This is a genomic window from Rhodococcus globerulus NBRC 14531, assembly GCF_001894805.1.
In the GTDB taxonomy this organism is placed as follows: domain Bacteria; phylum Actinomycetota; class Actinomycetes; order Mycobacteriales; family Mycobacteriaceae; genus Rhodococcus_F; species Rhodococcus_F globerula.
This window is the reverse complement of sequence record NZ_BCWX01000003.1, coordinates 321,014-340,406: the sequence shown is the minus strand read 5'-3', so window position 1 is coordinate 340,406 and position 19,393 is coordinate 321,014. Positions and strand designations below refer to the sequence as shown.

General features: G+C 62.9%; 19 protein-coding genes. 6 read left to right on the top strand and 13 right to left on the bottom strand.

Annotated features, from left to right (window positions below; translation table 11 throughout):
* The first annotated feature begins 42 nt into the window (after window positions 1–42).
* The gene (locus RG2_RS16820) at window positions 43–246 is read left to right on the top strand and encodes a DUF3073 domain-containing protein (RefSeq protein WP_033233950.1); all 204 of its coding nucleotides are present in this window, start codon (window positions 43–45) and stop codon (window positions 244–246) included.
* A 148-nt stretch (window positions 247–394) separates the two neighbouring features.
* On the opposite strand, the gene purM is transcribed toward RG2_RS16820, so the two are convergent.
* The 9 genes from purM to purL all read right to left on the bottom strand — a co-directional run bounded on the left by purM (window position 395) and on the right by purL (window position 10,903).
* Window positions 395–1,474, bottom strand: a complete 1,080-nt coding sequence (gene purM / locus RG2_RS16815; RefSeq protein ID WP_033233949.1) for a phosphoribosylformylglycinamidine cyclo-ligase — start codon at window positions 1,472–1,474, stop codon at window positions 395–397.
* A 193-nt stretch (window positions 1,475–1,667) separates the two neighbouring features.
* Window positions 1,668–2,414: an AIM24 family protein gene (locus RG2_RS16810; protein WP_033233948.1), complete on the bottom strand. Its 747-nt coding sequence runs from the start codon at window positions 2,412–2,414 to the stop codon at window positions 1,668–1,670.
* 12 nt (window positions 2,415–2,426) lie between these two features.
* On the bottom strand, window positions 2,427–3,104 hold the full coding sequence (locus tag RG2_RS16805) for an AIM24 family protein (protein ID WP_033233947.1): 678 nt from the start codon (window positions 3,102–3,104) through the stop codon (window positions 2,427–2,429).
* A 3-nt stretch (window positions 3,105–3,107) separates the two neighbouring features.
* Entirely contained in the window at window positions 3,108–3,716 is a 609-nt protein-coding gene (locus tag RG2_RS16800) for an AIM24 family protein (protein WP_033234334.1), read from the bottom strand.
* 116 nt (window positions 3,717–3,832) lie between these two features.
* Window positions 3,833–5,410, bottom strand: coding sequence for an amidophosphoribosyltransferase (gene purF, locus RG2_RS16795; protein WP_033233946.1), 1,578 nt, complete (start codon window positions 5,408–5,410; stop codon window positions 3,833–3,835).
* A gap of 386 nt (window positions 5,411–5,796) precedes the next feature.
* Window positions 5,797–6,183: a sterol carrier family protein gene (locus RG2_RS16790; RefSeq protein WP_033233945.1), complete on the bottom strand. Its 387-nt coding sequence runs from the start codon at window positions 6,181–6,183 to the stop codon at window positions 5,797–5,799.
* A complete protein-coding gene (locus tag RG2_RS16785) occupies window positions 6,183–6,839 on the bottom strand; it encodes a CPBP family intramembrane glutamic endopeptidase (RefSeq protein ID WP_033233944.1) in 657 nt (218 codons plus the stop codon). Before RG2_RS16785 ends, RG2_RS16790 begins: the two co-directional genes overlap by 1 nt.
* A complete protein-coding gene (locus RG2_RS16780; protein ID WP_033233943.1) occupies window positions 6,836–8,620 on the bottom strand; it encodes an alpha/beta hydrolase in 1,785 nt (594 codons plus the stop codon). Before RG2_RS16780 ends, RG2_RS16785 begins: the two co-directional genes overlap by 4 nt.
* A gap of 3 nt (window positions 8,621–8,623) precedes the next feature.
* Complete coding sequence (gene purL, locus RG2_RS16775) at window positions 8,624–10,903, bottom strand: phosphoribosylformylglycinamidine synthase subunit PurL (protein ID WP_033233942.1); 2,280 nt, start codon at window positions 10,901–10,903, stop codon at window positions 8,624–8,626.
* Window positions 10,904–11,155: 252 nt separating this feature from the next.
* On the opposite strand from purL, the gene RG2_RS16770 reads away from it, so the two are divergent.
* Entirely contained in the window at window positions 11,156–12,145 is a 990-nt protein-coding gene (locus RG2_RS16770; protein WP_045069719.1) for a Dyp-type peroxidase, read from the top strand.
* Here RG2_RS16770 and RG2_RS16765 read toward each other — a convergent pair.
* From RG2_RS16765 to RG2_RS16750, 4 genes are read right to left on the bottom strand one after another with little or no spacing between them, the layout of a single operon-like run.
* Complete coding sequence (locus RG2_RS16765; RefSeq protein ID WP_033234332.1) at window positions 12,129–13,421, bottom strand: M18 family aminopeptidase; 1,293 nt, start codon at window positions 13,419–13,421, stop codon at window positions 12,129–12,131. The genes RG2_RS16770 and RG2_RS16765 overlap by 17 nt on opposite strands.
* 29 nt (window positions 13,422–13,450) lie before the next feature.
* Window positions 13,451–13,804: a VOC family protein gene (locus RG2_RS16760; protein WP_033233941.1), complete on the bottom strand. Its 354-nt coding sequence runs from the start codon at window positions 13,802–13,804 to the stop codon at window positions 13,451–13,453.
* Between the two features lie 44 nt (window positions 13,805–13,848).
* Window positions 13,849–15,060, bottom strand: coding sequence for an MFS transporter (locus RG2_RS16755; RefSeq protein WP_051730458.1), 1,212 nt, complete (start codon window positions 15,058–15,060; stop codon window positions 13,849–13,851).
* A gap of 10 nt (window positions 15,061–15,070) precedes the next feature.
* The gene (locus RG2_RS16750; RefSeq protein ID WP_033234330.1) at window positions 15,071–16,417 is read right to left on the bottom strand and encodes an NAD(P)-binding domain-containing protein; all 1,347 of its coding nucleotides are present in this window, start codon (window positions 16,415–16,417) and stop codon (window positions 15,071–15,073) included.
* A gap of 99 nt (window positions 16,418–16,516) precedes the next feature.
* Here RG2_RS16750 and RG2_RS16745 point away from each other — a divergent pair, with 99 nt between their 5' ends.
* The 4 genes from RG2_RS16745 (at window position 16,517) to RG2_RS16730 (ending at window position 19,392) form a co-directional block, all read left to right on the top strand.
* Complete coding sequence (locus tag RG2_RS16745; protein ID WP_033234329.1) at window positions 16,517–17,401, top strand: helix-turn-helix domain-containing GNAT family N-acetyltransferase; 885 nt, start codon at window positions 16,517–16,519, stop codon at window positions 17,399–17,401.
* A 67-nt stretch (window positions 17,402–17,468) separates the two neighbouring features.
* Window positions 17,469–17,846 carry an ArsR/SmtB family transcription factor gene (locus tag RG2_RS16740; RefSeq protein WP_033233940.1) on the top strand — a complete coding sequence of 126 codons (378 nt, stop codon included), beginning with the start codon at window positions 17,469–17,471 and terminating at the stop codon, window positions 17,844–17,846.
* Window positions 17,843–18,952 (top strand): ACR3 family arsenite efflux transporter, encoded by a 1,110-nt coding sequence (arsB, locus tag RG2_RS16735; protein WP_033233939.1) that lies wholly within the window; start codon window positions 17,843–17,845, stop codon window positions 18,950–18,952. Before RG2_RS16740 ends, arsB begins: the two co-directional genes overlap by 4 nt.
* A 29-nt stretch (window positions 18,953–18,981) precedes the next feature.
* Complete coding sequence (locus RG2_RS16730) at window positions 18,982–19,392, top strand: arsenate reductase ArsC (RefSeq protein ID WP_033233938.1); 411 nt, start codon at window positions 18,982–18,984, stop codon at window positions 19,390–19,392.
* Window position 19,393 lies beyond the last annotated feature (1 nt).

Genomic DNA, 19,393 nt, shown 5'->3' with positions numbered 1-19,393 from the left:
AAATTCCCCAGGCCGCCCCGCGAAAGCGCGAGGGGGTCAGCCATGGGCCGCGGCCGGGCTAAGGCAAAGCAGACCAAGGTTGCACGCGAATTGAAGTACAGCGTACCGACCACGGATTTCGATAGCCTGCAACGAGAGCTCGCAGGTGGATCGACCAACTCGCATCGGAGCAGTGTCCGATCGGACCAGACTTCCGATAGGGAAGGGCATTCGCGAGAGGACGACTACGACGACTGGCGGCGTTGACCGCGCACTGCCATCTGCGCAGACTGTGAAATGAGGAAGAGCTGATCGCTCTTCCTCATTTTTGCGTGCTTCTTCCAGGTGCTCGATCCGCACAAAAAAGCTGCCCCACCGAACTGAATCGGTGGGGCAGCTTTGTGGTCTTACCGGCTTAGAAGCGCGGGTGATCTCCAGCCAGGAACGCACGCTCTGCTGCGGCGTCCGAGGCCTTCTTGATGCTTCCCAGCGTCCAGCAGTCGATGTGGCGTGCGGTGAGCACGGCCAGCGCACGATCGACGTCCTCAGGAGCGACGACGGCAACCATGCCGACACCCATGTTGAAGGTCTGCTCCATCTCGGCGCGCTCGACGCGTCCGCGCTGCGCGATCATCGCGAAGACTGCCGCGGGGCTCCACGTTCCACGATCGAGTTCGGCAACGAGTCCCTTGGGCATGACGCGTCCGAGGTTGTTCGCGAGGCCGCCACCGGTGACGTGGCAGAAGGTGCGGACGTCGGTCTCGGCAGCGAGGGCCAGGCAGTCCTTGGCGTAGATCTTGGTGGGCTCGAGGAGCTCCTCACCGAGGGTGCGGCCGAACTCGTCGACGTGTGCGTTCAGGTTCATGCGGTCGATCTCGAGAAGCACCTTGCGGGCCAGTGAGTAACCGTTGGAGTGCAGACCCGAGGATCCCATGGCGATGACAACGTCGCCGGGACGGACGCGGTCCGGTCCGAGCAGCTTCTCCGCTTCGACGACGCCTACGCCGGTGGCGGAGAGGTCGTAGTCACCATCGGCCATGATGCCGGGGTGCTCGGCGGTCTCGCCGCCCAGCAGCGCGCAGCCGGCCTGGATGCAGCCCTCGGCGATGCCGCCCACGATCTCGGCAACTCGCTCGGGGATCACGCGTCCGACGGCGATGTAGTCCTGAAGGAAGAGCGGCTCGGCGCCACAGACGACGAGGTCGTCGACAACCATCGCGACGAGGTCGAGGCCGACGGTGTCGTGCTTGTCCATCGCCTGAGCGACGGCCAGCTTGGTTCCGACGCCGTCGGTGGAAGCAGCGAGGACAGGCTCCTTGTAGTCACCCTTGAGCGAGAACAATCCGGCGAATCCGCCGAGGCCGCCCATGACCTCGGGGCGGCTGGCCTTCTTGGCCATGGGGGCGAAGAGTTCCACCGCCCGGTCGCCGGCGGCGATATCGACTCCTGCTGCTGCGTAGGAGGCGCCTGCTGTGCGGTGACTGTCCTCGGTCATCGGATTACTACTCCAGCCCTAGTATTTCTCGCGCACGTTTTCTCCGTGCACAGGTATGTGTTGTGTAATCCTCGCGACGTGCCGAGGCGGTCGACTCGAGCGAACAAGACCCTCAGCGCACACAAATACCGACGATTACGCCCTTACGCTACCGGACACAGGCAGCTGACGAGACCTCGCGTACCGTTCGCGCTCAGTTCTGGAGCTGCGAACCGATCGAGGTGTGCAGCGCCCGCAGACTGTTCTGCCCGAGTGCAACAGTCTCCGACTGGATGTGCCGCAGGAGGTGTCCGTCGTTGAGAACCTTCTCGCTCGACTGGATCAGCACCGTTCCGGCGCCGGTGAAATCGAACTGTTTCTCTTCACCCGTATTCGCACCGAACATGGTTCCCCGCACCGAACCGAGGAAGCTCTGCATCCAGTCGGCGTCGAAGTGGTGGGACGGCGACGGGCAGTCAGCCCAGCCGACGAGAGCCTGTGGATCGATCCGCAACGGAGGTTCGGCAAACATGACCGGACCGTTGGACGACGCCAGAAACTTCCCGGTACCGAGCAACGTCAAAAAGCCTGGCACGATTGACTGTTTGAGTTCGAGCCCGTTCTCGAAGGCAAGCAGGTTGGCAGCGCGGATCGTGAGGTTGCCGTCGTCGAGATCGTAGGAATTGATGTTGAATCCCCGGTCGCCCAGAATCAGCTTGCCTTGGCCCTGGGCGATTACCCAGTCGTCCGCGTACAGCGGCGACGAGAATCTGGCCGCCACCATCGCCGACATGCTCGTGCGTCCGAGCGGCTCGAAATTGACCATGCCGTAGTACGCGATCATTGCGCCTTTGGACGTGAACCAGGGCTGCCCGGTCAGCTCGATGCAGAAGGCGTAGTCATTCCCCGGGACGTTGTCGTTCGCAGGCAGAGATGCCGGAGTGTGAATTTCGATACTCATTCGATTTCTCCCTCAGAACTTCTGCTCGGACGCCTGAACCCAGACGGTGCCCATACCGGTCATCTTCAGCTGAATGGACTCCCCCGAGCCCTTGCCGACGGCTTCACGCCAGCCGACGTTGGCGGAGATGTCGACGGTGATCTGCCCGAGGTGGCACACGTACGCCTGTGGGTCCACCACAACTTGGGGATTGTTCGGACCGACCTGCAGAGGAATTGCCCCGCCGTGCGAGAGCACCGCGACGCTTCCCTGCCCGTGCAGTTGTGTCGTGAACAGTCCTTGCCCTGTCATCGCACCGCGGACGGCGCCGCGAACACCACCTTGCGACGTCAAGGCCACGATCGAACTTTGCAGGTAGGCGTCATGCGCTAGAAGACGATCTGCTTCCACGGTGAGCATGGACGAGCCGTCCAGATGGATCACGTCGACGTACAGTCCGGCGTGACCGTAGTGGACCTCGCCCTGTCCTTCTGCCGCCATCATGCGTGCATGTTCGCCCGACATCATCCGGCCGGCCATGCCCGCGATGCCACCCATATTCGGCATCGCACCAGGACCGCCGCCCATGCTGTGCGGGACGAATCTGACGTCGCCGGTGTAGTAGAGCATCGATCCGGTTCGGGCCAGCACGTTCTGCCCTGGAACGAGAGTCGACTTGACGACCTTGCTGTTCACCTTTTCCAACGGCATGGTTCAGCGCTCCTCGGGCTGGATGTAGACGACGCCGGATCCGTCGAAGCGCAGCGAGAACGCCTCACCGCTGCCACCGCCGATCGCGGACCGCCAGGTGACGTCGGTGACGAAGCTCTGATTCAGTTGTCCGCGGTGGGCGACAAAGGCGTCGGGGTCGGCAACAAGCGGGTACTGCGGGCTGACTTCGAGGGCGATGATCGGCCCGCCCTTCGACAGCACGGCCACCAGACCGGTGCCGCTGACAACTGTCGTGAACAATCCCTGGCCGGAGCCGGCGCCGCGGAGGCCGGCAAATTTCACGTCGGTGCGTAGCTGTCCCACGATTGCCAACAGCTGTGATGCTTCTACGTGGAGAGCGTCGTTGTTGAGTTCGATGATCGTGATGTCCTGGGCGTCCACGGCGAAGTAAACGGTGCCTTGACCACTGACTTCCATCAAGGACAGCGACTCTCCGGCTGCCTTCTGTTTGAGCGCAGCGCGGATTCCACCGCCTCCGCCCATTCCGGCGTTCTTGAAGGTGACCGCACCCTCGTACGCCACCATAGATCCGCTGATCGCTTTGATGGTGTCCCCCATCAAGTCCGCGACCAGGACTCGATGCCCATCCATTCTCAGTTGCGCCACGAGGGCACTATGCCAGATAGCCGCGACACTTGACGTGACCGGAAACATAAAAAAATTTGCCGCCCCGACAATCGGGGCGGCAAATTATCCGTTTCGGCGGATTACGGGCGGCTGAGTGCGCTCGCGTTGTCGTTGTCGCGCGTGGCAGCCGAACCGGCCGCACTCTCGAGCATGCCTTCGAGGACGTTCTTACCCATCGACGTCTCCTTCGGGAGCGCAATCGGGTAGGTGCCGTCGAAGCAGGCAGCACAGAGACGGCTTGCGGGCTGCTCGGTAGCCGCGATCATGCCTTCGGTGGAGATGTAGCCGAGGCTGTCCGCTCCGATGGAACGACGCACACCGTCGAGCATCTCCTCGAACGTGGCATCCTGTCCGCCTGCTCCGTTGGCGATCAATTCGGCCGGTGAGGCGAAGTCGATGCCGTAGAAGCATGGCCACTTGACCGGCGGCGAGGCGATGCGGACGTGAATTTCGAGGGCGCCGGCTTCGCGGAGCATCCGGATGAGCGCACGCTGCGTGTTGCCGCGGACGATCGAATCATCCACCACAACAAGCCGTTTGCCGCGGATAACTTCCTTGAGCGGGTTGAGCTTGAGCCTGATGCCGAGCTGACGAATGGTCTGCGACGGCTGGATGAAGGTACGGCCGACGTAGGCGTTCTTCATCAGTCCCTGGCCGTAGGGAATGCCTGAACCCTGTGCGTACCCGACTGCTGCGGGAGTGCCGGACTCGGGAACCGGAATGACCAAGTCACCCTCGGCAGGATGCTCGCTGGCGAGCAGGCGGCCGATTTCGACGCGGGTCGAGTGGACCGAACGGCCACCGATCACGCTGTCGGGACGGGCGAGGTAGACGTATTCGAAGACGCAACCCTTGGGCGTCGGGTTCGCGAAACGGGAGGAGCGGACGCCGTCGGCGTCGATCGCGAGCAGCTCACCGGGTTCGATGTCGCGGACGAACGACGCGCCCACGATGTCGAGGGCTGCGGTCTCGCTGGCAACCACCCAACCGCGATCCAGGCGACCGAGGCAGAGCGGACGAATTCCGTGCGGATCACGCGCTGCGTAGAGCGTGTGCTCGTCCATGAAGGTGAGGCAGAACGCGCCTTCCAGAGTGGGAAGCAGTTCCATGGCGGCCTGCTCGATGGTGCTGTCGCCGGCAGCGTGTGCCAGCAGACCACCGATGAGGTCGGAGTCGGAAGTCGCAGCGTTTGGGCGCTTGTCGTTGACCAGGCCGGCTGCGCGAGTGCGGCTCGCGAGTTCAGCGGTGTTCACCAGGTTGCCGTTGTGGCCGAGGGCGATGCCCGTGCCCGCCGTCGTGGTGCGGAAGATGGGCTGCGCGTTCTCCCACGTCGTGGACCCGGTCGTGGAGTAGCGGCAATGTCCGACGGCGACGTGACCTGGCATCGCTGCGAGGGTCTGCTCGTCGAACACCTGGCTGACCAGGCCGAGATCCTTGAACACCAGCACCTGGGAGCCGTCGGCCACCGCAATGCCGGCAGCTTCCTGACCACGGTGTTGTAGCGCATACAGTCCGTAATACGTGAGCTTCGCCACATCCTCTCCCGGCGCCCAGACGCCGAATACACCGCATTCTTCGCGGGGCTCGTTCTCGTCCTCGTCGGACGGGTTCGTAGCGAGGAGATTTGGACTGTTGACCGACAGATCGGCACGAGTCACGTGGCGCTCCCTTTGTGGGCAGGGGTTGGGGGGCATACACAGTCTACGGCCAATTCTCCTCGTGCCTTGCCCAGGGCAACCTTGCCTTGAATCGGACCGATCAGTCTCTGCAGTCGCCGCGGCGAATTTCAGCGATGGCTCACGGCGCGCCACTCAGTTCGGAGCCCCGCAACCGACTACTCCGTATTCGCCGAAAAAGATATCGCCTGGAAGGATCTCCACTGATGAGCCGACCGTTCTCATTCTCGAATTGAGCGTCGTGATCGCCCGGTCGATCCACCTGCACCATGTCAGGGCGGCATCAGTCGCTCGCGAGAGATTCGGACCCCACTACGACGTCAGCCCCCAACTGAGTGTTTCGTCAGCTAACCGTTCGTAGCTTGATGTCACAATCGCAGTAGCGGCAACCAGTGCGCAATTTCGGGAGCCCGACTGCCGGATGCGTCAACCCGGCCGTCAGCGGCAGCTTCACCGAACTCGAGCAGGCCCGTCACCATCAACAACCATGTACGAGTATCTGTTTCGACGACGTTGGGTGGGGTTCCGCGAGTGTGACGCGGACCTTCGATGCATTGCACCGCGACAAAGGGTGGGACCCGCACCTCGACGCTCGATCCAGGAGCAATCTGTTCGAGAGTGCGCGCACTCATCTTCACTGCCGCACCGAGTTCAGCACGAGAAGGCTTCGGAAGCTCCGGATCTCGAAGCCAAGCTCCGACAGCAAGGATCGCGGCACGAAATTCTGCGGGGTCGACCGCGCGGCGCGGTGGCATCAGTTCACTCCCTGTCCATTGGTGGCGATTCGAACGGCAAGTGCTCCACCGGCATTGGTCGCCAGGTGCAGTAACGCCGGCGCGAGGACGCTGCCACCTCGGCGGTGCAGCCACTCGAACAGCAACGCCGACGCGCCCGTAAAGGCCACTGCGGCAGGGACATTGTCGCCGGCGCCGCGCGCCGGCGCGACGTGCCACAACCCGAAGGTCAGAGCATGCACGGCCTGCGCTGTTGGGCGGTTCAGTTCACGATTCCAGACTGCGGACATAGCGCTGCGGAACAACAATTCTTCGGACAACACCGTACCGAACGGGATATGCAGGATGATCCATTCGAGGAAGTCTTCGCGACCGTCCGCCCGCTCGTCGGCAGCGAGGGTCGCGCGCAACGACGGAACGGCCAAGGCAACGCTGTAACCGGTAAGGACTGCCCCGGCCGCAGCTCCCCCGAACTGCGCACCGCCACGAATACCGGTGTGGGCCAAACCCAATTCCTCACGGCTGTACCCGCGCGCCCGAAGGACTCCGATGGCCGAGCACCCCACCACGGTGTTGACCACTGCCCGCGCGCGGGGTGAAAGTCCGAACGCCGGGAGCACCGCATTGCTCCACGTGATCGCAGCTACCGAGAGCGCAATCGACGCTACTCCCCTCATTTCTCCGGGCCTTGAGACTGCAACGCGGCAACCAGTGACGCCCGCACTCGCTCGGTGTCTGCCGCCGTCCAGCCTTCTGGTTGAGCGACGCTGACCCAGCCGTCGAGCACGGTGGTTCCGTAGTTGTGGCCGTGCCCGTCCGGAACACCCGCAGCATTACCGAGATCTGCAGAGACCTGCCAGAACGTGACGATCGGGAACCATTTCATCGACGGTGACCGGTCGAATCCAGGGATCTCCTTCAACCACGGTGGGCGGTTGAACATGAGGTCGGGCGACCACCACACCACCGGATCCGATGGGTGCTGGATGAACAACACATGGGGGTCCGGCCACACCATTGCTGCGGTCGGAATGTCTTCGGCTCGATCCGCAAACCGGACCCCGGCCAGACCGTCAGCGTAGACGGGAGCCACTTCGGTTGTGCCGGGGTCGCGTCGTTGCACAATCGAACGCCACAGCGACGTGGCGTTTGGCGGGCCCACCCACAAGATTCCGTCAGCGGTCTCGCGGGCGGCTTGAAGAGTGTCGAAAGCTCCAGCGCCGGCCATGACGCCGAGGCTTTCGCCGTAAACCATGAACTTGGGTCTGGTGGCTTCCGGTTCCTGGAGCCATCTTTCGTGAACCCGCTCGATCAAGAGGCGTCCGGCAGCTTGCGCCTTTTCCTGATCTGCGAGGAAAGAGATCCAGCTCGGCAGATACGAGTACTGGCTGGCGACCAGCGCCGTATCGCCGTTTCCGACCAACTCGATCGCTTGCGCAGCGGTGGGATTCACCCAACCGGTACCGGTCGTCGGAATGACAACGAGCACCTTGCGCTGGAAAGCGCCGGTCCGCTCGAGTTCCTTGATGACCAGATCCATGCGCTCATCCGGATCTTCGGCACTTTCCAAGCCCGCATACACGCGGATGGGGTCCGTCGCGGGCTTGCCGTTAGCCGCTTCGAGTTCCTGTGCGTTCAATCCGCGTGAGACGAAGTTCCGTCCCTCGAACCCCAATGTGTCCCAGGGCGCGGCAGATTCGGGGCTGCCCGATTTCATCGGATCCTGTGGTTCTACGACGCCGTCGCGCGTGGTGGAGTTCTGCAGACTGAAAATCGAGTTGGTCGCGGCGTAGATTCCGCGCACCAGTACGCCGTCGACCAACATGAAGAACAGAACCGTCACAACCACAACGCCGACGCCGTTGGCAACCGACCGCGACCAGCGGAAGCGTCGCATCAGCACGCGCGCAATGAGTTTCACCAGATCGTGAAGCAACCGCCACAACGCGATCAGTGAACCACCGATGAGCACGCTCAGGCCGAGAGTGCGAATGTATCCGCTGGTGGTGGTGCCTTCCGCGTCGGTCAGCGCGGCGATTTCGCGCTGCCACCCCGCGGCGTAGACGAGCATGATGATCGAGGCAACGATCGACGCGACCGGAACAAAGATCTTGATCGCGCTCGGCACCGGTTCGGGAAGAGGCCACCAGCGACGGCCACTGAGCAAATACCGCTCCACGGCCCACCCGATTGCCGTTCCGACGCCGTAACCGATGGCCGAGTTGATACCGCCGATCAAACCTTGGAACAGCCAATCACGCGGCAACAGCGAAGGAGTCAGCGACCAGCAGAAGAAGAACGCGGCAAACGCAATGCCGGTGAAGTCGAGTTTGAGGAGCCCCCACGCCCACTCGGTGAAGGGATTGTCGAGCTTCTCGAGAGATGCGGGAACAGCCAGCCGCAGGTGGTGTTCCTGCGGCTGGCTGTCAGAAGAAGTCAGTTCTCCGGAATCGACCATCTATCACCCGAACAGGGCAGGCAGCGTTCCCTCGAAGGCCTCACGGAGCTTGGCCATCGTGACGGAGAAGTGTCCCTGAATCTCCACGGAGTCGCTGCCCTCGTCGACGACGCCGATACGCGTCCACGGCAAGCCGCGAGCGGTGCACATTCCGGTGAAGCGCGTTTCCTCGGTGCGCGGAACCGCCACCAGGACGCGACCCGAGGACTCGGAGAAGAGTGCCACGAACGGGTCGGCATCTTCGGGAAGCAGGATGCGGCATCCGGTTTCGCCGGCCAGTGCTGCTTCGATTACTGCCTGCGCCAGTCCACCTTCGGACAGGTCGTGGGCTGCGGTGACGAGGCCGTCACGCGACGACGCGAGCAGGATGTCGGCGAGAAGCTGCTCACGGGCGAGGTCGACCTTCGGCGGCACGCCACCGAGATGGCCGTGCTCGACCTGCGACCAGATGGAACCGTCGAACTCGTCGTGGGTGTCGCCGAGCAGGATCAGCGTCTCGCCGGGCTCGAGTCCGAGGCCCGTCGGGATACGGCGGTGAACGTCGTCGATCACACCGAGGACGGCAACCACCGGTGTCGGCAGGATCGGCGTGGTGCCGGTCTGGTTGTAGAAGCTGACGTTGCCGCCGGTGACCGGGATTCCGAGTGTGGCGCAACCATCTGCGAGGCCGCGAACGGCCTGCTGGAACTGCCACATGACGCCCGGGTCTTCGGGGGAACCGAAGTTGAGGCAGTTGGAGACGGCCTTGGGCGTTGCGCCCGTGACTGCCACGTTGCGGAATGCCTCTGCGAGAGCGAGCTGCGCACCGGTGTACGGGTCGAGCGCGGTGTAGCGGCCCGAGGCGTCGGTGGACAGCGCGATTCCGCGGCCGGTCTTCTCGTCGATGCGGATGACGCCGCCGTCGGCGTTCTCGGCCAGAACGGTGTTTCCGCGGACGTAGCGGTCGTACTGCTCGGTGATCCACTTGCGGCTGCATAGCGCAGGCGAAGCAATCATCTTCAGCAGGGTGGCTTCGAGTTCTTCATCCGTCTCGGGACGCTTGAGGCCTGCGGTGGTGTTCGCGATCAACGCGTCCTGGGTGGCCGGACGCTCGACGGGACGGTGGTAGACCGGGCCCTCGTGAGCGACGGTGCGCGGGGGAACGTCGACGACGGTCTCGCCGTGCCAGGAGATGGTGAGGTGCTCACCGTCGGTGACCTCGCCGATGTCGGTGGCCAGGACGTCCCACTTCTTGCAGACCTCCATGAACGCGTCGACGTTCTCGGGCGTCACCACGGCGCACATGCGCTCCTGCGATTCGCTGGAGAGAACCTCGGCCGGGGTCATTCCGGTGGCACGCATCGGAACCTTTTCGAGGTTGATGTGCATTCCGCCGTCACCTGCTGCAGCCAGCTCGGAGGTGGCGCAGGACAGTCCGGCGCCGCCGAGGTCCTGGATACCGACAACGAGTCCGGCCTTGTAAAGGTCGAGGCAGCACTCGATGAGCACCTTCTCGGTGAAGGGGTCGCCCACCTGAACCGCAGGGAGCTTCTTACGACCGCCACCGTCACCGTCGAACGTTGCCGACGCGAGAACCGAGACGCCGCCGATGCCGTCGAGACCGGTTCGTGCGCCGAACAGGATGATCTTGTTGCCTGCACCCGAAGCAAAGGCAAGGTGCAGATCCTCGACGCGCATGACGCCGGCAGCGAGGGCGTTGACCAGTGGGTTACCGGCATAGGACTCGTCGAAGACGGTCTCGCCGCCGATGTTGGGGAGGCCGAGGGAGTTTCCGTAACCACCGACACCGCGCACGACACCGTCGACGACGCGACGGGTATCGGGGGCGTCAGCAGCGCCGAAACGCAGCTGATCCATGACGGCGATCGGCCGGGCACCCATTGCCATGATGTCGCGGACGATGCCGCCGACGCCGGTTGCCGCACCCTGGTATGGCTCGACGTAGGACGGGTGGTTGTGGCTCTCGACCTTGAACGTGACTGCCCAACCGTCGCCGATGTCGACGACGCCGGCGTTCTCACCGATACCGGCCAGCATGTTGGCGCGCATCTCGTCGGTGGTGGTCTTGCCGAAGTAGCCGAGGTGGACCTTGGAGGACTTGTACGAGCAGTGCTCGCTCCACATCACCGAGTACATCGCCAGTTCGGCGTCCGTGGGACGGCGACCCAGGATCTCCTTGATGCGGGCATATTCGTCGTCCTTGAGACCTAGCTCCTTGAACGGCTGAGCGGCATCGGGATCAGCCGATGCGTGCGTGACGGTATCGACCTGATGAGCAGACACTGGAGAGGGGTCCCTTCCCTACGGGAGTCAAGAGCGAGCCGGCGCGGAGCGGGACACCACAAATGTGCCCAACGAAAGAACGTGCCGGGAGACAGTCTATCGGGGTGGGCCGACGACTTCCGCAGACGGCGGCACCGACGCGAGCAGTGGGTCTTCGAAGTCGTCCCCGTCACACTCGTTTACGGTTTCGGTAACCGGTCGGTTTTTATTTTCGGTCCGGTGTCGCTTGGTACTCGAACGGAAGGTTTCCCCATGCCACAGGATGTGCGTCAGTCGGACGTCACGGCTCAATCCCAGTCGGTGACGACCCCGCTGACTCCCGCGGCGATTTTCCTGGTTGCGACGGTGAATCCTGGCGGCGAGGACACAACGCGCGCATTGCTCGCCGATGTGGCCGGCCTGCAGCGGTCGGTGGGTCTGCGCGTTCCCGGTTCCGGTTTGGACGTGGTGACCAGCATCGGTTCGGACGTCTGGGATCGTTTGTTCGCCGGTCCACGGCCCGCCTTGCTACGACCGTTCACGGCTCTGCAGGGAGACGTCCATCACGCGCCGTCGACGCCCGGAGATCTGCTCTTCCACATTCGTGCGATGAGCATGGACGCGTGCTTCGAGGTAGCTCGTCAGATCACGAAGCGCCTGCACGGCGCGGCAACTGTCGTCGACGAGATTCACGGTTTCCAGTATTTCGAGAACCGCGACCTCATCGGCTTCGTGGACGGAACCGAGAACCCGTCGGGCCGCGCCGCGATCGCTGCCGTGACCGTCGGCGACGAAGATCCCGATTTCTCGGGCGGCAGTTACGTCCATATCCAGCGATACATCCACAACATGCGTGAGTGGGAAGCGATCACAGTCGACGAACAGGAACGCGTCATCGGCCGCACCAAACTCGAGGACATCGAGATGTCCAAGGACGTCATGCCGGCCAACTCACACGTCGCGCTCAACGCGATCAAGGACGACGACGGCAACTCCCTCGAAATTCTGCGCGCCAACATGCCCTACGGACGCCTCGGTGATGACGAGATCGGCACATTCTTCATCGGGTACTGCGCCACTCCCGCCATCACCGAGCGCATGTTGGAGAACATGTTCCTCGGCTCACCGCGCGGTAACTACGACCGCCTTCTCGACTTCTCGACAGCCGTGACGGGTTCGATGTTCTTCACCCCGACCACGGAATTCTTCGAGAAACTCCCCGCTATGGCCTCTAACTCCTCGGCTTCTAACTCCTTGGTGTAAGAAACGCGCCGAGAGCGTCCGCATACATCGTGATGTCGGCGGCGCCCATCAGCTCGCGAGCCGAGTGCATCGCGAGCTGAGGCGCCCCGACGTCCACGGTGGACAGCCCGGTACGCGATGCGGTGATCGGTCCGATGGTAGAACCGCACGGCAGATCAGCCCGATGCACGTAGCGCTGCAACGGAACTCCCGCTTGGTCGCAGGCAAGTGCGAACTCACCGGCACCGGCAGCGTCCGTCGCGTATCGCAGATTCTGGTTGACCTTGAGCACCGGCCCACCGTTGATCTCGATGCGGTGCGCGGGTTCGTGACGTTCTGGGTAGTTGGGATGCGTCGCGTGCGCCATGTCGCCGGACGCGCACACCGAACCGGCCATTGCCTGAAGGAATTCACCGCGGCCACCGCCGCGGCCCAACACTATTCGTTCGAGGACCGTGTTGAGCAGATCCGAGAACGCACCGCGGTCGGACATGCTGCCTACCTCTTCGTGATCGAAGAGCGCAAGCACCGGGACATGGTTCCCCGGGGATTCGGCGGCGGCTAGAAGTGCTTGTGTCCCGGCATAACACGTGCCCTGGTTGTCGAGCCGCGGCGCACTGACGAGTTCTTTGCCCAGGCCAACGACAGCGCTCGGCGCCAGGTCGTGAGTCATCAACTCCCAACCCAGAACGGATGATTCGGCAACTCCGGCCCGACCGGCGACAAATCCGATGAAGGACTTGGGCTTGTTGCCCACACCCCAGATTCCGTTGACATGCCGCTGCGGATCCAGTGTGACGCCCTTGCGGTCCTCGGACAGATGGATCGCCAATTGCGGGACACGAAGAATCGGGTCGTCGATGCGAACCAGCTTCTGCTCCACCGTGTTTCCCACCCGGACACTCACACGGCCGGAAATACCGAGATCGCGGTCAAGCCACGAGTTCAGCAAAGCTCCGCCATACGGCTCGAGGCCTACCATCTGCCAGCCCGCCGACGTCAGATCCGGATGCTGCTTCACCCGCAAGTTCGGGCTGTCGGTATGACCGCCGACGATGCGGAACGGCGCGGAATCGCTGACTCCGTCGGTACTCCACGCGATCAGTGAACCGCCCCGCACCAGGAAATACCGTCCCGGCTCCGACGGCCACGGCTGGGTCTCCTGCAGTTCCACAAATCCGCTGGCTGTGAGCTGCGACGCCACTGTTGCACACACGTGGAACGGTGACGGCGACGAATCAACGAAACTGCACAGGCCAGTAGCGTCGGCCCCGGTCAGAGAAGGGTGGGAAGTCATGTCCTTCATCATGCCCGACTAGCCACCACTCAGCTGTGGGCGCCGGACACACAGAACTGATTGCCGTCTGGGTCTGTCAGTGTCACCCAGCGGAATCCGTCCATGTTCTCGCGGTGATGCTCAGAGGCGCCGGCCTCGATCAGCCGCGACACTTCAGCGTCGAGATCCTCGCTGGACAGATCGAGGTGGATTCGGTTCTTTCCGGCCGTGGGATCCGGGACTTTCTGGAAGGCAAAATTGGCGGAGGCGCCGGGAACCTCGACGACGTAGAACCATCCGTCGTTCTCCTTTGTGACGCTGCCGCCCAACTGCTCAGCCCACCATCGCGCGAGTGGACCTGGATCAAGGCTGTCGAATGTGATCATTCCCAGAGTCAGTGTCATGGGCCAACGGTAAAGGAAGGCACCGACAATTGAGGAAAATTCTCTCACTCGGGAGAGACCGCAGCGGGAATGCTTGCGGCACCGATCGCGGCGGCAACGACGGCGACCGCTCCGAGAATCAGGTAGGCGTGGGCATAACTCCCGGACCACATCGAGAGCACGCTGCCGGCCCACGGCCCGAGCGCCATGGCAATGACGATCGGCGCCGACATGATTCCGCTCAGACGGCCGTAGTGCTCTCTTCCCCATCGATCGGTAATCGCAGTGGCCTGGATGAGGGTGAAGATTCCGCGGACCAATCCCGCGCCGATTGCCAGACCGATCAATACGGTGGCCACGCCAGTGAGACCTAGCCCGGCGGTGCTCAGTCCGGCGACTGCAATAACGGATACGGTGCGCATACGAACGGTCGTTCGTGCCGCAAACGGCAGATAGAAGAGTCGGCCGACAACCTGGCCGGCGCCGCCCAACCCGAGCGTCAGAGCGGCAAGACCGGGACTGAAACCTCGCTCGATCAACAGCAGCACAAGATTGAACACTCCCGCCGACGCGGCGAACGCCCCGGCTGCGAGAGCAATGGCGAGTGCCAGAAAGGCAGGACTGCGGACGGCGTTTCGGAAATCGCCTGGGTGCGCCCCGGCAAGGCGGACCGGTTCGGGCCACGAACCTCGCAAACCCCAGATATGCCCGGGGATAGTAACTGCAGCCAAAATGAGCGCGAGAACCAAGTACGTTGTGCGCCAATCGAATCGATCGTCAAGAGCAGCGGAAATCGGCGCGAATACCGTGCTGGCCAAACCGGCGGCAAGTGTGAGAATCATCAGCGCTTTGACGTGGCCGTCACCGTACCAACGCGTCAACGCGGCGAATGCCGGTGGATACAGCACCGCCCCCATTGCGACTCCTGCGAGTACCCACCCGGCAAAAAAGACAGGGATCGTAGGTGCTGTCGCAATGGCGACAACCGCAGGGACCGCAAGCACCGAACCCGTGGTCATGACCCAGCGGGGCCCGTGTCGGTCAAGGACTCGCCCGACCGGAATCCCGACTGCGGCAGCAATCAGCTGACTGACGGAAAACGCAGCCACGATCACCGTGATCGACCATCCGGTGTCGCGTGAGATCGACACCGACAGAACAGGAAACGCGTAGTACAGGATTCCCCAACTGGTAATTTCTGTCAGGCACAACGCCGCCAGGACCCGCCGCAGACCCGAAGGAGCGAGGGCAACGGACGGATCCTCGACGGTGGTCATCGGTTGGGTTCTATCCGCAGGAGTTGGCACTACCGGCGCGGCCGGAGAGTGAAATCAGTTGCGGAGCCGGTGTAGCGCAGCAACCACCTTCACTTTCCGCTGTATCGGGTTCGTCGAAAACTCCTGCCCCACCGCAGACTCCGGTTTCCGGGAGAATCAACTCCACCCGGGCAGCAGCTTCGTGATCACCGGCAAGTTCGGCGGCGATGCTGCGAACCTGCTCGTATCCGGTCATGGCCAAGAACGTCGGCGCGCGGCCGTAGCTCTTCATCCCCGCCAGGTACACACCCGGTTCGGGGTGTCGAAGTTCCTTCGCGCCATGGGGATACACCGTGCCGCAGGAGTGGACGTTCGGGTCGATCAGCGGCGCGAGCTGTGTCGGTGCCTGCAATACGGGGTCGAGACCGAGGCGGATTTCCGAGAGCCAGGACAAATCAGGACGGAAGCCGGTCAATGCGACGACATTGTCGACGTTCTCGACCCGGTGACCGCCATCGGAGATCAGCGACACCTGGCCGTCCCCCGCGGATTCGACACTTGCGGTGCGGAATCCGGCGACCACAGTGAGGAGCCCGTCGTCGACGGCCTTCTTCGCGCGCAGTCCGAGCGCACCGCGAGCGGGCAGCTCGTCAGACTCGCCGCCGCCGAACGCGGAACCGACATTCCCCCGCCGGACCACCCAGGTGATTCGGGTGCCCTCCGCTTCAAGTGCTGCCAGGGCGACCATCGCCGTCAGCGCCGAATGACCGCTGCCCGCGATGACGGTGTGCTTTCCTGCGAAACGTGCGCGCACGACCTCGTCGTCGAGATCGGGGACACGGTACGTGATCACATCCCCGGCTGCATTCTCCCCGAGCGCCGGCAAACCTTCCCCGCCAAGAGGATTGGGTTCTCCCCAGGTCCCTGACGCATCGACAACACCTTGAGCGAAGACTCGATCCTCGGTCCCGTCGGTACGACGAATATGAATCGAGAGGGGTTCCGAGTCCCGGCCGTCGTCAACGACCAGGTCGCGGCCGCGCCGGGCAACGCCGACCACCTCGGTGCCAAACTGGACCACATCGCCGAGGGCTTTGGCGAGCGGCTCGAGGTAGAGCCGTCGCCATTGTTGCCCAGTCGGGTAAGTATCGGCGTCGGGCGAGTTCCATCCCTTCTGCTCGAGCAGGCGCCGAGCCGCCGGGTCGACAAGTTCGGACCAACGCGAAAACAGCCGCACGTGATTCCATTCGGATATCGCTGCGCCCGCCACCTCGCCGCGCTCGAACACCAGCGGTGCGAGGCCGCGCTCGCGCAACTGCGCAGCGGCAGCGAGACCGATCGGTCCGGCTCCGATCACCACAACAGGTAGTTCATCCATCACCAACACTCCTTCATCGACAGTCATCAATATTTAATCCGACTATATTGACGAACGTCGATGAATGCAACCATCGACCGTTATCGATATAGTGTGAATATGACATCGCTGCAGACTCCGGCCGTTCGCATCGGCGATTCGGCTCAGGGCCAGATCGGTTCGAACCTGATCGAACAGAGTGACGCCGACACGTATGCACAGTGGTTCGCTTGCCTGGCCGAGCCGATGCGGGTCCGACTCCTGCACCGGGTCGCGAGCGCTTCCGGCGGGATTACCGTCGGCGCACTCGCAGAAGCTCTGGGAATCGGACAACCAACCGTTTCCCACCATCTACGCAAGCTCGCCGACGTGGGATTCGTAGATCTGCGCAAGGATGGAACCAGCACCGTTGTTGCGATGAGTCCGACGTGCTGCGTTGCCTTGCCGCAGCCGGCCGACATCGTCATGGGAGTTCTCGCGCCGCGGCCCTGCTGCCCGACCGATCTGCCCGACGACGTCACCGTGCGGGCGATGGCCGACAAAGACTGGGACGCGGTCCTACGGATCTACGGCGAAGGGATCGACACCCGCAACGCCACCTTCGCCGTCGAGGTTCCTACCCGCGAGCAACTCGATGTGCAGTGGCTGCCAAAACACCGCTGGGTCGCGACCATCGACGATCTCGTCGTGGGATGGGCGACTCTGAGCCAAGCCTCCGGGAGAGACTGCTACCGCGGGGTTGCCGAGAATTCCGTCTATGTAGCCGACGGGATGCGTGGCCGAGGCGTCGGAAAAGCACTGCTACGCAAGCAGGTTATGTCCGCCGACGATGACGGCTTCTGGACCTTGCAGACCTCGATCTTCCCCGAAAACCGCGCTTCGATCTCACTGCATCACTCCGCCGGGTTCCGCACCGTCGGCATCCGCGAGAAGATCGCCCAACTCGACGGCATCTGGCGCGACACCGTTCTTCTCGAACGGAGATCAGCGGCCGAGTCCGCCTGAGGTCTTCGAGCGACGGTTCGGCCATCGCCGAATTGCGCCCTATTTCGACATCTGTCAATATTGACGAATGTCGAATCAAGACGTGCCGGAATCCGACGCGTGCTGCACCCCACTTGTCCGCGAACCGTTGACCGAGGACTGGGCCGGTGACTTGGCCCGGATGTTCAAGGCACTCGGCGACCCCGTGCGACTGCGCCTGTTGAGCCTGGTGGCCAGCCACAAGGGTGGAGAAGCCTGCGTCTGCGACATTTCCGACACGTTCGATCTGTCTCAGCCGACAATCTCGCATCACCTCAAGGTGCTGCGCCAGGCCGGACTGCTCGACTGCGAACGACGTGGCACCTGGGTGTACTACTGGGTTGTTCCTGCTGCACTACGACAGCTTTCAGCGGTTCTCCTGGTCGAAGGATCCGCCGCAGACGAATGCGCCGAGGTCACGGCATGAGCAACGCTGCCACAACCAAGAATCCAGCCGTTGTCGGCAAACTCTCCACTCTCGACCGATTTCTTCCGGCGTGGATCGGTGTCGCGATGGTTGCCGGACTGCTCCTGGGCCGTTGGGTTCCAGGCTTGAACACAGCAATCGAAAAGGTGCAGATCGACGGTATCTCGCTGCCGATCGCGCTGGGCTTGCTGATCATGATGTATCCCGTACTCGCGAAAGTCCGATACGACCGCCTCGACACCGTCACCGGCGACAAGAAACTCCTTGCCGGATCGCTGTTCCTGAACTGGATCCTCGGACCGGCACTGATGTTCGCCCTTGCCTGGCTTTTCCTGCCCGACCTCCCCGAATACCGGACGGGTCTGATCATCGTCGGTCTGGCCCGCTGTATCGCAATGGTCATCATCTGGAACGACCTGGCCTGCGGAGACCGCGAAGCCGCCGCGGTATTGGTAGCCATCAACTCGGTGTTCCAGGTAGTCATGTTCGCCGTGCTCGGCTGGTTCTACCTCTCGGTTCTGCCCGGGTGGCTCGGCCTCGAGCAGACAACGATCGATACGTCACCGTGGCAGATCGCCAAATCCGTGCTGATCTTTCTCGGCATCCCGTTGCTCGCCGGCTTCCTGTCCCGCTTTTTCGGTGAGCGGTCGAAAGGCCGAGACTGGTACGACAACACGTTCATTCCCAAGATCAGCCCGTGGGCGCTCTACGGTCTGCTGTTCACTATCGTTGTCCTGTTTTCGCTGCAAGGCGAGCAGATCACTTCGCAGCCGTGGGACGTCGTCCGCATAGCGCTTCCCCTGCTGGCTTACTTCGCTCTGATGTGGGGCGGAGGCTACATCCTCGGTGCCACAATGGGATTGGGATACAAACGCACCACAACACTCGCGTTCACCGCAGCCGGCAACAACTTCGAATTGGCAATCGCCGTTGCCATCGCCACGTACGGCGCCACGTCCGGCCAAGCACTCGCCGGTGTTGTCGGCCCACTGATCGAGGTACCGGTGCTGGTCGGCTTGGTCTACGTCTCACTCGCTCTACGTAAACGCTTTGCCACCCAGGATATTTCACTCGAATCTGCCGACTCTACAAACGCATCGTCCTAGAGTTGCTTCGTGAAAGGAACCCGAAACTCATGTCCGACAAGCCCAGCGTTCTGTTCGTGTGCGTCCACAATGCCGGCCGGTCACAGATGGCGGCCGGATTCCTGAATCATTTCGCCGCCGATGCCATCGAGGTTCGCTCAGCCGGATCCGCGCCGGCCGAGAGCGTCAATTCCGCTGCGGTCGAAGCGATGGCGGAGCTAGGTATCGATATCTCCGACCAAACTCCGAAGATTCTCACCGCCGATGCAGTGCAGAATTCGGACGTTGTCATCACGATGGGTTGCGGTGATACTTGCCCGGTCTTCCCGGGTACAAGCTACCGAGACTGGGTTCTCGATGATCCGGCTGGAGCGGGCATCGACGCCGTCCGACCTATCCGGGACAAGATCAAGGCCCATGTACAGGCACTTGTCGACGAACTCACGGCCCAACCGGTCTAGC

Excerpts from the sequence above, each read along its gene's own strand:
- RG2_RS16780 (WP_033233943.1), bottom strand. The coding sequence starts at position 8,620 with ATGGTCGATTCCGGAGAACTGACTTCTTCTGACAGCCAGCCGCAGGAA.
- RG2_RS16760 (WP_033233941.1), bottom strand. The coding sequence starts at position 13,804 with ATGACACTGACTCTGGGAATGATCACATTCGACAGCCTTGATCCAGGT.
- RG2_RS16740 (WP_033233940.1), top strand. The coding sequence starts at position 17,469 with ATGTCGAATCAAGACGTGCCGGAATCCGACGCGTGCTGCACCCCACTT.
- arsB (WP_033233939.1), top strand. The coding sequence starts at position 17,843 with ATGAGCAACGCTGCCACAACCAAGAATCCAGCCGTTGTCGGCAAACTC.
- RG2_RS16785 (WP_033233944.1), bottom strand. The coding sequence starts at position 6,839 with ATGAGGGGAGTAGCGTCGATTGCGCTCTCGGTAGCTGCGATCACGTGG.
- RG2_RS16755 (WP_051730458.1), bottom strand. The coding sequence starts at position 15,060 with ATGACCACCGTCGAGGATCCGTCCGTTGCCCTCGCTCCTTCGGGTCTG.
- purM (WP_033233949.1), bottom strand. The coding sequence starts at position 1,474 with ATGACCGAGGACAGTCACCGCACAGCAGGCGCCTCCTACGCAGCAGCA.
- RG2_RS16790 (WP_033233945.1), bottom strand. The coding sequence starts at position 6,183 with ATGCCACCGCGCCGCGCGGTCGACCCCGCAGAATTTCGTGCCGCGATC.
- RG2_RS16810 (WP_033233948.1), bottom strand. The coding sequence starts at position 2,414 with ATGAGTATCGAAATTCACACTCCGGCATCTCTGCCTGCGAACGACAAC.
- RG2_RS16745 (WP_033234329.1), top strand. The coding sequence starts at position 16,517 with ATGACATCGCTGCAGACTCCGGCCGTTCGCATCGGCGATTCGGCTCAG.
- RG2_RS16800 (WP_033234334.1), bottom strand. The coding sequence starts at position 3,716 with ATGGATGGGCATCGAGTCCTGGTCGCGGACTTGATGGGGGACACCATC.
- RG2_RS16770 (WP_045069719.1), top strand. The coding sequence starts at position 11,156 with ATGCCACAGGATGTGCGTCAGTCGGACGTCACGGCTCAATCCCAGTCG.
- RG2_RS16730 (WP_033233938.1), top strand. The coding sequence starts at position 18,982 with ATGTCCGACAAGCCCAGCGTTCTGTTCGTGTGCGTCCACAATGCCGGC.
- RG2_RS16805 (WP_033233947.1), bottom strand. The coding sequence starts at position 3,104 with ATGCCGTTGGAAAAGGTGAACAGCAAGGTCGTCAAGTCGACTCTCGTT.
- RG2_RS16765 (WP_033234332.1), bottom strand. The coding sequence starts at position 13,421 with ATGACTTCCCACCCTTCTCTGACCGGGGCCGACGCTACTGGCCTGTGC.
- RG2_RS16750 (WP_033234330.1), bottom strand. The coding sequence starts at position 16,417 with ATGGATGAACTACCTGTTGTGGTGATCGGAGCCGGACCGATCGGTCTC.
- RG2_RS16820 (WP_033233950.1), top strand. The coding sequence starts at position 43 with ATGGGCCGCGGCCGGGCTAAGGCAAAGCAGACCAAGGTTGCACGCGAA.